This is a genomic window from Pseudomonas sp. B10 (genome assembly GCF_900156235.1).
Classification (GTDB): Bacteria; Pseudomonadota; Gammaproteobacteria; order Pseudomonadales; family Pseudomonadaceae; genus Aquipseudomonas; species Aquipseudomonas siliginis.
In genome coordinates this window covers 5,508,242-5,521,920 of sequence record NZ_LT707063.1, presented here as the reverse complement: position 1 = coordinate 5,521,920, position 13,679 = coordinate 5,508,242, and the positions used below count along the sequence as shown (strand labels likewise).

At 61.2% G+C, this 13,679-nt stretch carries 7 protein-coding genes and 1 other RNA gene; 2 read left to right on the top strand and 6 right to left on the bottom strand.

Translation table 11 applies throughout. The features are described 5' to 3' along the window. Positions 1-102 precede the first annotated feature (102 nt). The 6 genes from ffs to BXA01_RS25025 all read right to left on the bottom strand — a co-directional run bounded on the left by ffs (position 103) and on the right by BXA01_RS25025 (position 9,564). An RNA gene (gene ffs / locus BXA01_RS25050) (signal recognition particle sRNA small type) lies at positions 103-199 on the bottom strand. 131 nt (positions 200-330) lie between these two features. Then, positions 331-1,494, bottom strand: a complete 1,164-nt coding sequence (locus BXA01_RS25045) for a zinc-binding metallopeptidase family protein (RefSeq protein ID WP_076566939.1) — start codon at positions 1,492-1,494, stop codon at positions 331-333. A gap of 310 nt (positions 1,495-1,804) precedes the next feature. Beyond that, entirely contained in the window at positions 1,805-4,162 is a 2,358-nt protein-coding gene (gene ligA / locus BXA01_RS25040; protein ID WP_076566936.1) for an NAD-dependent DNA ligase LigA, read from the bottom strand. 162 nt (positions 4,163-4,324) lie between these two features. Then, a complete protein-coding gene (zipA, locus tag BXA01_RS25035; RefSeq protein ID WP_016773851.1) occupies positions 4,325-5,188 on the bottom strand; it encodes a cell division protein ZipA in 864 nt (287 codons plus the stop codon). A 225-nt stretch (positions 5,189-5,413) separates the two neighbouring features. Further along, positions 5,414-8,902 carry a chromosome segregation protein SMC gene (gene smc, locus BXA01_RS25030; RefSeq protein ID WP_076566933.1) on the bottom strand — a complete coding sequence of 1,163 codons (3,489 nt, stop codon included), beginning with the start codon at positions 8,900-8,902 and terminating at the stop codon, positions 5,414-5,416. A 2-nt stretch (positions 8,903-8,904) separates the two neighbouring features. Beyond that, a complete protein-coding gene (locus BXA01_RS25025; protein ID WP_039763015.1) occupies positions 8,905-9,564 on the bottom strand; it encodes a GntR family transcriptional regulator in 660 nt (219 codons plus the stop codon). Positions 9,565-9,832: 268 nt separating this feature from the next. Here BXA01_RS25025 and xdhA point away from each other — a divergent pair, with 268 nt between their 5' ends. Both xdhA and xdhB read left to right on the top strand, forming a co-directional pair. After that, the gene (xdhA, locus tag BXA01_RS25020) at positions 9,833-11,287 is read left to right on the top strand and encodes a xanthine dehydrogenase small subunit (protein ID WP_076566931.1); all 1,455 of its coding nucleotides are present in this window, start codon (positions 9,833-9,835) and stop codon (positions 11,285-11,287) included. Next, positions 11,280-13,673, top strand: coding sequence for a xanthine dehydrogenase molybdopterin binding subunit (gene xdhB / locus BXA01_RS25015; protein WP_076566929.1), 2,394 nt, complete (start codon positions 11,280-11,282; stop codon positions 13,671-13,673). The genes xdhA and xdhB overlap by 8 nt, the downstream gene beginning before the upstream one ends. The last annotated feature ends 6 nt before the right edge of the window (positions 13,674-13,679 follow it).

Genomic DNA, 13,679 nt, shown 5'->3' with positions numbered 1-13,679 from the left:
GCGGAGCAACGCCACTAGCCAAATCGCAGGCATAAAAAAACCGCAGTGGGCGAAACCCATGCAGTTCTCTTTGAATCCTTGGTTGGTTCGTTAAGGTGGTGCCCCCACCAGCCACACCCCGGCACACAATGTTCCCGCTGTGGCTGCTTCCTTCCGGATCTGACCAGGTTCACGGGTAATCGTTGCGGGGGGACCGATGGGGTCACCATAACGACGCTTGCCTGTCGGCGAGCCGCGCCATTGTACCTGTCTGAGATGAACTTACAACCGTTGGTTGCAGATAAAAAACCTGAACGGCTTCAAAGACATAAACATCACGGCCTGCGACACCTACAAGGCCAGCACCTCATCCGCCCTGCCGCCCGCCTGCTGGATCACCAGATGAATGAAGTGCAACTTGGCGATCGCCGCCGCCGGCAGTACGAACGGGTAGAAATCCGGCTGGCCCATGCTGCGCGACAGTTCGTTGAGCATGCCGGCCAGTTCGATCCACGCATTGACGAATGACAGGAAAGCGCCACCGCCGGGATGCTCGGGGTCGTACAGGGTGCTGGTGGGAAACGGCTGATAGTCGAAGTCCATTTCCCGCGCGCTCATGCCGAAGCCCAGCGCCGTGTCGACCGCATCCATCATGTGCAGGTAATGCGCCCAGGTTTCCGCCCAGTCTTCCCATGGGTGCATGGTCGCGTAGGCACTGACGTAGTGCTGCGGCCAGTCCAGCGGCGCGCCTTGCTGGTAATGCCGGTCCAGCGCCTCGGCGTAACTGGCGCGCTCGTCGCCGAACAGATTGCGGAACGCGTCCAGCCAAGGGCCGTTGGCGATGAGGCGATCCCAGTAGTAGTGGCCGACCTCATGGCGAAAATGCCCGAGCAGCGTGCGGTAAGGTTCGTGCATCGCCGCCCTGACCTGCTCACGGTGCGCATCGTCGGCCTCTTTGATGTCGAGGGTGATCAGGCCGTTGGCATGGCCGGTCATCGGCGCGTTGCCTTCGAGGTCGACACCGATGAAGTCGAACGCCAGCCCGGTTTCTTCATCCGTGGTTTTCGGGATGACCGGCAAGCCGAGGGTGATCAGTTGCGCGACCAGTCGACGCTTGGCGATTTCGACCTTGCGCCAGCGTTCGGGATTTTCCGTGACGGACAGGTCGGGAATGGTGCGGTTAAGGCTGCAAGCGATGCACAAGGTGTCGTGATCGTTGGCCGGCAGCAGCCAATTGCACGCGGCGGGCATGTCGAGGTTGGCGCAGCGGCGGAACAGTCCGGCGTCGGGATCGGCGTCGAGCGTCCAGGTGCCCTCTTCCGGCCCCGGCTGCAGCGAGGTCAGGCGACTTTCTTCTGGTTGATAGCCAAGCAAGGCGTTACAGGCCAGGCACTGACTGTTGCGAAAGAACAGCGACTGGCCGCAACGGCACGGCCAGACTTTGCTGTTGCGCGAGGATCCGGCCACGAACGGCGCGATGATGCGGGAACTGAGCTGCTCGAAAAAGCGGTGCATGGCGATCTCTCCCTGGGACTGGCCAAGACTAGATCATTCTGAAGACAACATCGTTCCCGAATATAGCCCGCTCCTGAGTGACACCGCCGTTGTGGCGAGGGGATTTATCCCCGCTCGACTGCGCAGCAGTCGCAAAAAAACCGTACACGCGATACAGATGAAATGATCGGTCGCAGGGTTTTGGGGTCGCTGCGCAACCCAGCGGGGATAAATCCCCTCGCCACGGGTGTCGCCGAACGGGGATAAATCCCCTCGCCACAGGTGTCCATCCGGACAGGGGTAAATCCCCTCGCCACAGGGGCTCATCCGGTCAGACAGGGACGCCGTGGGTTTTGAGGAAGGCGATAAACGCTTCCTCGTCCATGACCTTCACCCCCAGCTCGTTGGCCTTGGTCAGTTTCGAGCCGGCACCCGGCCCTGCGACCACGCAATGGGTTTTCGCCGACACCGAACCGGCGACCTTGGCACCCAGGCTTTCCAGATGATCCTTGGCCACATCCCGGCTCATCAATTCGACCTTGCCGGTCAGCACCCAGGTTTCGCCGGACAACGGCAGACCGTCGACGACTTTCTTCTCGCTCTGCCAATGCATGCCGAAATCGCGCAGCTGCTGCTCGGCCCGCTCGGCCAGTTGCCGATGCTCAGGCGAGGCGAAGAATTCGCGCACCGAGTTGGCCTGCTTCTCCGGCAATGCCTGACGCATGTCCAGCCAGTCAGCGTTCATCACCGCTTCCAGCGAGCCGAAGCGGTCGGCGAGTTTCTGCGCACCACCGGGGCCAACGAAAGGAATGTGCAGTTTGTCGAGCAAGCCGCCCAGCGTGGTACTGGCGGCGAATTCGGCGCCCAGTTCGCCCTGATCCTGAATCTGCAAACCATGGCCGAGCAATTCGCTGATGACCTGCCGGTTGTGCGCATCCTCAAAGAAACTGTGGATCTCGTGCGCCACTTCCAGGCCGACATCCGGCAGGTAGGTCAGCACATGCGGCAAGGCCTGTTGCACGCGCTCCAGCGAACCCAGCGAGCGCGCCAGCACCTTGGCCGTTTCTTCACCGACATCGGGGATGCCGAGGGCGTAGATGAGACGTGCCAGGCTCGGTTGCTTGCTGTCTTCAATGGCTTTGAGAAGCTTGTTGCTCGATACCTCGGCAAAGCCTTCCAGATCGACGATGTCGTCGAATTTCAGCGCATACAGATCGGCGGGCGAGCTGACCAGGCCTTCGTCGACCAGCTGCTCGACGCTCTTGTCGCCCAAGCCTTCGATATCCATAGCCCGACGCGAGACGAAGTGAATGATCGCCTGTTTCAGTTGCGCACCGCAGGCCAGTCGGCCGACGCAGCGATAGACCGCGCCTTCGCTGAAGGTTTCCTTGCCCTTGCTGCGCTTGACCAGTTGCGTGCGTTCGACGTGCGAGCCGCACACCGGGCAGCTTTGAGGAATGGCGACCGGGCGCGCGTCATCTGGGCGACGCTCGGTAACTACCTGCACCACTTGCGGAATCACATCACCGGCGCGGCGAATGATCACCGTGTCGCCGATCATCAGGCCCAGCCGCGCGACTTCGTCCATGTTGTGCAATGTGGCGTTGGCCACGGTGACGCCGGCGACTTTCACCGGTTTCAGACGCGCCACCGGAGTCACCGCACCGGTGCGGCCGACCTGGAATTCCACGTCGAGCAGCTCGGTAAGTTCTTCCATCGCCGGGAATTTGTGCGCGATCGCCCAGCGCGGCTCGCGGGCGCGGAAGCCCAGTTCACGCTGGTCGGCGATGCTGTTGACCTTAAACACCACGCCATCGATTTCATAGGCCAGCGAGTTACGGCGCTCGCCGATGTCGCGGTAATACTCCAGGCACTCATCGATGCCCTTGGCCAGCTTCAGTTCGTGACTGATCGGCATGCCCCACTTCTGCAACTGCTTGAGGTTGCCGATGTGGGTGTCGGCGATATCGTGAGACACCTGACCGATGCCATAGCAGCAGAATTCCAGCGGCCGGTTGGCGGTGACCTTCGAGTCGAGCTGGCGCAGGCTGCCTGCTGCCGCGTTACGCGGGTTGGCGAAGGTCTTGCCGCCGATTTCCAGTTGCGAAGCATTGAGGCGCTCGAAACCCGCCTTGGACATGAACACTTCACCGCGCACTTCCAGCGTCGCCGGCCAGCCTTCGCCGTGCAGCTTCAGCGGAATATTGCGCACGGTACGCACGTTGACGCTGATGTCCTCGCCGGTGGTGCCATCGCCACGGGTGGCGCCGCGCACCAACAGACCGTCCTGATACAGCAGGCTGACCGCCAGGCCATCGAGCTTCGGCTCGCAGCTGTATTCCACCGCCGCGCCGCCACCGAACAGATCGCCGGCCGGCACGTCGAGGCCTTCGTTGACGCGGCGATCGAATTCGCGCATGTCGGATTCTTCGAAGGCGTTGCCGAGGCTGAGCATCGGGATTTCGTGACGCACCTGAGTGAACGCGGTCAGCGCCATGCTGCCGACGCGCTGGGTCGGCGAGTCGCTGGTGATCAGTTCCGGGTTGGCCGCTTCCAGTGCCTTGAGCTCGTGGAACAAGCGGTCGTACTCGGCATCGGGAATGCTCGGCTCGTCGAGAACGTGATAGCGATAGTTGTGCTGATCCAGCTCAGCGCGCAGCTCTAGAATGCGGGTTTTGGCGGCGGTCATGGGTGTTCTCTCATAAAGCAAAAGAGCAGCCGAGGCTGCTCCAGTTTTATTCCATTATCGGCGGCGGGGCCAGAAGATCGCAGCCTCGTTGCACTCGTCAGCTCCTACAGTATCGCGATCCTCTGTAGGAGCTGCCGAAGGCTGCGATCTTTTGATCTGGCCTTAGCGCTTCTGGGTCAATGCGCGGCGTTCGAATTCGACGATGCGCTGACGGTAATGCTCAATCGTCTGCGCGGTCAGTACGCTGCGCTGATCGTCTTTCAGTTCGCCGTTCAGTTCCTGCGACAGCTTGCGGGCTGCCGCGACCATCACGTCGAAAGCCTGCTTCGGATGACGCGGGCCTGGCAGACCGAGGAAGAAGCTCACCGCCGGAGTGCTGAAGTGGTCGATGTCGTCCAGGTCAAAGATACCCGGCTTGACCGCGTTGGCCATGGAGAACAGTACTTCGCCGTTGCCGGCCATGCTTTCGTGGCGGTGGAAAATGTCCATCTCGCCGAAACGCAGGCCGCTTTCGAGAATGTTCTGAAGCAGCGCAGGGCCTTTGAAGCCGGCCGGGTCGCGGCAGATCACGCTGATCACCAGGACTTCTTCGGCTTGCGGCTGATCTTTTTCCGCCACGGCCGCTGCAGGCTTGCTGTCTTCGGCGAAATCGTCGTCACGGCTGCTGAAGCTCGGGCCGCCGTCCAGATCGAGGTCGAGGTTGAGGTCGCCCTGCGCCGGGCCGTTGCTGCCGCGCTTGCCACGTTTCGAACCGGACTCGCGCGGCTCGCGGGCTTCGCGGTTGGGCATGCTCACCGACGGCAGATCGTGCTCGTCCAGTTGCGGCTCTTTGTGCGTATCCAGGACGCGGGCCGGGCCCAACAGCTCGGCGCTGGTGTCCTCGTCCGGCAGATTGGACAGGCTCCGGTCGAGACGGAATTTCAGCTTTCCCTTGCCGCCACGCATACGGCGCCAGCCATCGAAAAGAATACCGGCTATCACAATGATGCCGATGACGATCAGCCACTCGCGCAGACCGATTTCCATGTAATCCCGTGCCTCTATAAAAAATGCTGAAAAATAAGGGGTTTACACTGCGTAAACCGCTTTAAAACGTGGCGCCAACTCTATGTTCTGACAGGCGTTTTGCCCACGTATACGAAAAATTGACATTAAACTAGCACGATCAAAGGCTTCGCAGCTACAAGCTTTAAGCTCCAAGCCACAAGCCGTCCACTTGCAGCTTGGAGCTTGTAACTTGCAGCGGCGCCGCTAGGCGTCCACCATCGCCATCGCCTCCTCGACATCCACCGCCACCAGTCGCGAACAGCCCGGTTCATGCATCGTCACACCCATCAACTGCTCGGCCATTTCCATGGCGATCTTGTTGTGGGTGATGTAGATGAACTGCACGGTCTGCGACATCTCTTTGACCAAGCGTGCGTAGCGTCCAACGTTAGCGTCATCCAGTGGCGCGTCAACCTCATCGAGCATGCAGAACGGCGCCGGATTCAACTTGAAGATGGCAAAAACCAGGGCCAGTGCAGTCAGGGCTTTTTCGCCGCCGGAGAGCAAATGGATGGTGCTGTTCTTCTTCCCGGGCGGCTGCGCCATGATCGTCACCCCTGTATCGAGTAGATCTTCGCCCGTCAGTTCCAAATACGCGCGCCCGCCACCGAAAACTTTCGGGAAAAGTGCCTGCAAACCACCGTTGATCTGATCAAAGGTATCTTTGAAACGGTTTCGGGTTTCCTTGTCGATCTTGCGGATGACGTTTTCCAGCGTCTCCAGCGCCTCGACCAGATCGGCGTCCTGCGCATCCAGATAACGTTTACGCTCCGATTGTTGCGTGTATTCATCGATGGCCGCGAGGTTGATTGCACCCAGGCGCTGAATCCGCGCATTGATGCGTTCGAGTTCTTCTTCGGCCTCGCGTTCACTGGCTTGTGCGGTCAATGTGGCGAGCACGCCGTTGAGATCGTAGCCGTCCTCAAGCAATTGATCCTGCAAAGCCTTGCGCCGTACGGTCAGCGCCTGCCATTCCATGCGTTGCTGTTCGAGCTGGCCGCGAATCAACTGCGATTGCTGCTCGGCCTGGGTGCGGCGTTTTTCCGCGTCGCGCAATTCACGATCGGCGTCTTCCAGGGCGATCTGCGCGGTCTTGAGCTCTTCATCGACGGTCATGCGCTTATCGAGCAGTTCTTCGAGTTTCAGACGCAGCTCTTCCAGCGGCGCCTCACCCTCCTCCAGATTCAGACTCAACTGTTCGCGCTTTTCAGTCAGGCGCTCGGCCTGCATCTCCAGACGCTCCAGCGCCTGTCGCGTGGAGTCATGCTGGGCGCGCAACGAGCCGAGACGCACGGCCAATTGATGGGCGTGATCCTTGTGCTGCCGCGCTTCCTGACGCACGCGATCGAGGCGTTCGCGCAGGCTGTCGCGCTGGGCCAGCAGCAACTCGCGCTGCTCGGTGTCGAGCGCCATGGAATCCAGCGCTTCCTGCAAATTCATGCGCGCTTCGCCGACCTGCTCGTGCTCAAGCTCGCGCTGTTCGGCGAGCTCGACCAGTTCTTCATCGAGACGGGTGCGGCGCAATGTCAGCTGTTCGGCTTTGGCCTTACCGGCGGACAACTGCGCTTTCAGTTCGCCTTGCTGGCGCGCTTCGTCCTGCAGCAAGCGGCGCAGATGTTCGCGGCCGTTTTCCTGCTGGCGCTGTTGCGCGCGCAGGGTTTGCAGGCGGGTCTCCATGGCCTCGACCGTGGCTTCACGCTCCTCGCGCTCAAGCTGCAAGTCTTCGATTTCCTGGCCACGGGCGAGCATGCCGCTTTCCGCTTCGCTGGCGCGACGTACACGCAAGAAGTGCCGACCGACCCAATAGCCATCGCGACTGATCAGGCTTTGCCCGGCGCTCAACTGACCGCGCAACGCCAGCGCCTGTTCAAGGCTGTCGACCGGTTTGACCTGGCCGAGCCACGGCGACAGATCGATCTGCGCCTCGACTTTGTCCAGCAGGCTGCCCGCCACCCGCACGCCATCGCTGGCCGGGCTGAGCAGGCGCAAATCGCCTTGAGTGAAACCGGACAGATCGAAGCCGCTGAAATCGTCGACCAGCACCGCTTGCAGATCGGCGCCGAGCACGGTTTCCACCGCCAGTTCCCAACCGGCCTCGACCTTAAGGCCTTCGGCCAGGCGCGGACGCTCGGCGAGGTTGTGTTCCTTTAACCATTCGGCGGTGCCGGTGCCCGGATCGAGCGCCGCTTGCTGCAAGGCTTCCAGCGACGCCAAACGACCGTTGAGCCGCTGCAGATCGCCCTGCGCCTGCTGCTGTGCGGTCAACGCTTGCTGTAATTCCTGACGCAGTTGTTCAAGCTTTTCGACCTGCGCTTCTTCGCTGGTCTGCAAATCTTCGAGGGTCGCTTCGGACTCGGCGAGCTGCTCGTTGAGCGCCATGATCGCCGCGTCTTCCGGGTCGGCGGACAGCAACGCGCGCTCTTCAGCGAGGCGCTTCTGTCGGTCAGCCAGACGCTCCATGCTGCTTTCCAGCTGCTGGATCCGCGACTGCTGGACTTCAGCCTGACGGCGCGGTTCGGCAGCGGTCAGGTTGAAAGCATCCCACTGCTCCTGCCAGCCGTGCATGGTGGTTTCGGCTTCTTCGAGGGCCGCAGCGGCTTCCTCGGCGGCGGCACTGGTGACTTCCTGCTCGGGGGTGAGCATGTCCAGTTCTTCGCCGAGGGTCAGCAACAGCGTGCGGTCGTGGCCCAGATGCGATTCAGTTTCCAGACGCGCGCGCTCGGCTTCTTTCAGATCGTCCTGCAACTGACGCAACCGCTGCTGGCCGTGCTGAATGCTCTGCTCGACCCGGGCGATGTCGCCGCCGACCGAATAGAAGCGGCCCTGCACCAGATTGAAGCGCTCGGACAGATCATGGTGACCGTCGCGCAGGCGTTCGATGGCCGCATCAGCGTTACGCTGTTCAGCGACCAGCGCTTCGAAACTGACCTCCTGATTGCCAATGATCGACTCGCGCTGACCGACCTGCTCATTGAGATCCTGCCAGCGCAGGGCCGACAGTTGCGCCTTGAGCTGACGCTCTTCGGCCTTGAGTTCCTGATACTTTTTCGCCGCCTCGGCCTGACGGTGCAGGCGCTCGAGCTGGCGCTCCAGCTCTTCGCGCAGGTCGGTCAGGCGGGCGAGGTTTTCGTGGGTGCGACGGATGCGGTTCTCGGTCTCGCGGCGGCGCTCTTTATATTTCGAGATGCCGGCGGCTTCTTCGATGAAGTTACGCAGGTCTTCGGGCTTGGATTCGATCAGCTTGGAGATCATCCCCTGTTCGATGATCGAGTAGCTGCGCGGACCGAGGCCGGTGCCGAGGAAAATATCGGTGATGTCGCGCCGACGGCATTTGGTGCCGTTGAGGTAATAGGTGGTCTGGCTGTCGCGGGTGACTTTGCGGCGGATGGAAATTTCCGCATAGGCCGCGTATTCGCCGAGCAGCGTGCCGTCTGAGTTGTCGAAGACCAGTTCGATACTGGCCTGGCTCACCGGTTTGCGGCTGGTCGAGCCATTGAAGATGACGTCGGTCATCGACTCGCCACGGAGGTTCTTCGCCGAACTTTCGCCCATCACCCAGCGCACGGCGTCGATGATGTTCGACTTGCCGCAACCGTTCGGCCCGACGACCGCCGCCATGTTACTGGGGAAGTTCACCGTGGTCGGGTCGACGAAGGATTTGAACCCCGCCAGTTTGATGCACTTCAGCCGCACGCTCAGGCAACCGTCAGCGCAGACACCACCAGATCGCAGCTGCGCTGGGCATACGCCGTGAGCACGATGCGGATCTGCGGCAAATCACGGGCGAGTACGGCGGCGAGCAAGCGTTCGAACAGTTCGAGGAACTCGCTCATTTCCGCCTTGCGCTGTTCGAGGGCGAGGAAATACGCGCGGCTCATCGCCGGCTGGAGGTTCTCGACGGTTTCTTGCAGGTACGGATTGTTGGCAAACGGATAGGCGGCGCGCATCACCGCGAAGCTGTCATCGACGAAGCTGCGGATATCGCCGCGTTCGTAATTGGCGGTCAGGCGCTGCTGAATCTGCACGAAGGGCGCCATGTCCGACTGCACTTGCCAGCCGTTGGCCACGGAATTGCCGAGCAGGATGTACAACTCGCTCATCAGCGTGCACAGGCTCTGCACCTTGTGCGGCGTCAGCTCGGTAACGTGGGCGCCACGACGCGGCAGGATCGCGATCAGGTGACGGCGCTCGAGGATCAGCAAGGCTTCGCGGACCGAACCGCGGCTGACGTTGAGCGCCAGCGTGACCTTCTGTTCCTGGATGCGCTCTCCCGGCTTCATTTCGCCACGAATGATGCGTTCGGCGAGGTGGTGAGCGATTTGCTCGGCGAGGCTGTCCGGCGCCTTGAACGTCATGGTTGTCCTTCAAACTCTATCGATCTGCACAAGCGGCGCAGTGTAGCGCAAATGCACGGTCATGGCGGAGTGCCCACTCAGCGGTTTTTGGCACGAATCCCGCAAAAAAGCGCGGTGACCGATGAAGGTCAATACTGAATAGACACGCTGTTGATCGACGAAACGGATTTTCCTGACCTTTAAGTCAGAAAACCATTGACCGAAAAGTCAGACCTGCTAAATTCGGTTCACGTCGGTTAACAACAATAATGAGTCTGCGAGGCCTTCCGTGATCCAGTTTTTACTTAACCAGGAACTCCGTAGCGAGCACGCCCTGGACCCGAATCTGACTGTGCTCAATTATCTGCGCGAACACGTAGGCAAGCCCGGCACCAAAGAAGGTTGCGCCAGTGGCGACTGCGGCGCCTGCACCGTGGTGGTTGGCGAGTTGCAGACCGATGATACGGGGCGTGAACATATTCGCTATCGCAGCCTCAATTCGTGCCTTACTTTCGTCTCGTCCTTGCACGGTAAACAACTGATCAGCGTTGAAGACCTCAAGCACAAGGGCGAACTGCACAGCGTGCAGAAAGCCATGGTCGAGTGCCACGGTTCGCAGTGCGGCTTTTGCACCCCCGGTTTCGTCATGTCGTTGTTCGCCCTGCAAAAGAACAGCGATGCGCCGGATCAGGCCAAGGCTCACGAAGCGCTGGCTGGCAACCTCTGCCGCTGCACTGGTTACCGCCCTATTCTCGCCGCTGCCGAACAATCCTGCTGCGGCAAGCCTGCGGATCAGTTCGACGCCCGCGAAGCCGAGACCATTGCCCGCCTCAAGGCCATCGCGCCGACCGATATCGGCGAACTCAACAGCGGCGACAAGCGCTGCCTGGTGCCGCTGACCGTCGCTGACCTGGCCGATCTCTACGACGCTTATCCACAAGCGCGGCTGCTCGCCGGCGGCACCGATCTGGCGCTGGAAGTCACCCAGTTCCACCGCACTCTGCCGGTGATGATCTACGTCGGCAACGTCGCCGAGATGAAGCGCATCGAAACCTTCGATGACCGCATCGAAATCGGCGCCGCCACTGCCCTCTCCGACTGCTACGAGGCGTTGAATGCCGAGTACCCGGACTTCGGCGAATTGCTGCACCGCTTCGCCTCGTTGCAGATCCGCAATCAAGGCACCCTCGGCGGCAACATCGGCAACGCCTCGCCGATCGGTGACTCGCCACCGCTGCTGATCGCCCTCGGCGCGCAGATCGTGCTGTGCAAAGGCGAAACCCGCCGCACCTTGAACCTGGAAGATTACTTCATCGACTATCGTGTCACCGCGCGTCAGGAAAGCGAATTCATCGAAAAAATCATCGTCCCGCGCGCCAGCGCCGAGCAGTTGTTCCGCGCCTATAAAGTGTCGAAGCGCCTGGACGACGACATCTCCGCCGTCTGTGCTGCGTTCAATCTGCGCGTGGAGAACGGCGTGATCGCCGACGCTCGGGTGGCCTTCGGCGGGATGGCGGCAATCCCCAAACGCGCTGCGCATTGCGAAGCCGTGCTGCTCGGTCAGCCGTTCAACAACGCCGTGATCGAACGCGCCTGCGCCGCGCTGGCCGAGGATTTCACACCGCTCTCGGACTTCCGCGCCAGCAAGGAATATCGCCTGCTCAGCGCGCAAAACCTGCTGCGCAAATACTTCATCGAACTGCAAACACCGCACATCGAGACTCGGGTGACCGCTTATGTCTAACCATCACGCCGTAGAGAAGACTCAAGCTGAATTGGCCGAACTGTTCGCCCAGGACCTGACCACCGGTGTCGGCCGCAGCGTCAAGCACGACAGCGCCGCCAAGCATGTGTCCGGTGAAGCGCAGTACATCGATGATCGCCTGGAATTCCCCAACCAATTGCACCTGTATGCGCGCCTGTCGGACCGCGCCCACGCGAAAATCCTCAGCATCGACACGTCGCCGTGCTACGCCTTCGAAGGCGTGCGCATCGTCATCACCCACGAAGACGTGCCGGGCCTGAAAGACATCGGCCCGCTGATGCCGGGTGACCCGCTGCTGGCCATCGATGACGTGCAGTTCGTCGGCCAACCGGTGCTGGCGGTCGCGGCGAAAGACCTGGAAACCGCACGCAAAGCAGCGATGGCAGCGATCATCGAATACGAAGACCTGGAACCGGTGCTCGACGTCGTCGAAGCCCTGCGCAAGCGCCATTTCGTGCTCGACAGCCACACCCACCAGCGCGGCGACTCGGCCTCTGCACTGGCCACGGCTGAACACCGCATTCAGGGCACGCTGCACATCGGCGGCCAGGAGCACTTCTATCTGGAGACACAAATCTCCTCGGTGATGCCCACTGAAGACGGCGGCATGATCGTCTACTGCTCGACGCAGAACCCGACCGAAGTGCAGAAACTGGTCGCCGAAGTGCTCGACGTGTCGATGAACAAGATCGTCGTCGACATGCGCCGCATGGGCGGTGGTTTCGGTGGCAAGGAAACCCAGGCCGCGAGCCCGGCGTGCCTGTGCGCGGTGGTCGCGCACCTCACCGGCCAACCGACCAAGATGCGCCTGCCGCGCGTCGAAGACATGCTGATGACCGGCAAGCGCCACCCGTTCTACGTTGAATACGACGTCGGCTTCGACAGCAGCGGCCGTCTGCACGGGATCAACATGGAGCTGGCCGGGAACTGCGGCTGCTCTCCGGACCTGTCCGCCTCGATCGTTGACCGTGCGATGTTCCACTCGGACAACTCCTACTATCTCGGCGATGCCACCATCAACGGTCACCGTTGCAAGACCAACACCGCCTCGAACACTGCTTATCGCGGCTTCGGCGGCCCGCAAGGGATGGTCGCGATCGAGGAAGTGATGGACGCGATTGCCCGGCATCTGAAGCTCGACCCGCTGGCGGTGCGCAAGGCCAACTACTACGGCAAGACCGAGCGCAACGTCACCCACTACTACCAGACCGTCGAGCACAACATGCTCGAAGAGATGACCGCCGAGCTGGAAGAAAGCAGCCAGTACGCCGAGCGCCGCGAAGCGATCCGTCGCTACAACGCCAACAGCCCGATCCTGAAAAAAGGCCTGGCGCTGACCCCGGTGAAATTCGGTATTTCCTTCACCGCCAGTTTCCTCAATCAGGCCGGTGCGCTGATCCACATCTACACCGACGGCAGCATCCACCTGAACCACGGCGGTACGGAAATGGGTCAGGGCCTGAACACCAAAGTCGCTCAGGTCGTGGCGGAAGTGTTCCAGGTCGAAATCGATCGTGTGCAGATCACCGCGACTAACACCGACAAAGTGCCCAACACTTCGCCGACCGCTGCCTCCAGCGGCGCCGACCTGAACGGCAAAGCCGCGCAGAACGCAGCACAGACCATCAAGCAACGCCTGGTCGAATTCGCCGCGCGGCACTACAAAGTCAGCGAAGAAGACGTCGAATTCCGCAACGGCCACGTGCGGGTGCGCGAGCAGATTCTGACCTTCGAAGCGCTGATCCAGCAGGCGTATTTCAATCAGGTCTCGCTGTCCAGCACCGGCTTCTACAAGACTCCGAAAATCTACTACGACCGCAGTCAGGCGCGGGGCCGTCCGTTCTATTACTTCGCTTTCGGCGCAGCCTGCTGCGAAGTGATCGTCGACACCCTGACCGGCGAGTACAAGATGCTGCGTACCGACATCCTGCATGACGTCGGCGCCTCGCTGAACCCGTCGATCGACATCGGTCAGGTCGAGGGCGGTTTCGTCCAGGGCATGGGCTGGCTGACCATGGAAGAGCTGGTCTGGAACAACAAGGGCAAGCTGATGACCAACGGCCCGGCCAGCTACAAGATCCCGGCGGTGGCCGACATGCCGCTGGATCTGCGAGTGAAACTGGTGGAAAACCGCAAGAACCCTGAAGACACGGTGTTCCATTCCAAAGCCGTCGGTGAACCGCCGTTCATGCTCGGCATCGCCGCGTGGTGCGCGATCAAGGACGCGGTGGCGAGCCTCGGGGATTATCAGCATCAGCCGAAGATCGATGCGCCGGCCACGCCGGAGCGGGTGTTGTGGGGCTGCGAGCAGATGCGCCAGCTCAAAGCGGTGAAGGCTGTCGAAGCTGAAACCGCGGTTGTTTGATGATCG

Excerpts from the sequence above, each read along its gene's own strand:
- xdhB (WP_076566929.1), top strand. The coding sequence starts at position 11,280 with ATGTCTAACCATCACGCCGTAGAGAAGACTCAAGCTGAATTGGCCGAA.
- BXA01_RS25045 (WP_076566939.1), bottom strand. The coding sequence starts at position 1,494 with ATGCACCGCTTTTTCGAGCAGCTCAGTTCCCGCATCATCGCGCCGTTC.
- ligA (WP_076566936.1), bottom strand. The coding sequence starts at position 4,162 with ATGACCGCCGCCAAAACCCGCATTCTAGAGCTGCGCGCTGAGCTGGAT.
- zipA (WP_016773851.1), bottom strand. The coding sequence starts at position 5,188 with ATGGAAATCGGTCTGCGCGAGTGGCTGATCGTCATCGGCATCATTGTG.
- BXA01_RS25025 (WP_039763015.1), bottom strand. The coding sequence starts at position 9,564 with ATGACGTTCAAGGCGCCGGACAGCCTCGCCGAGCAAATCGCTCACCAC.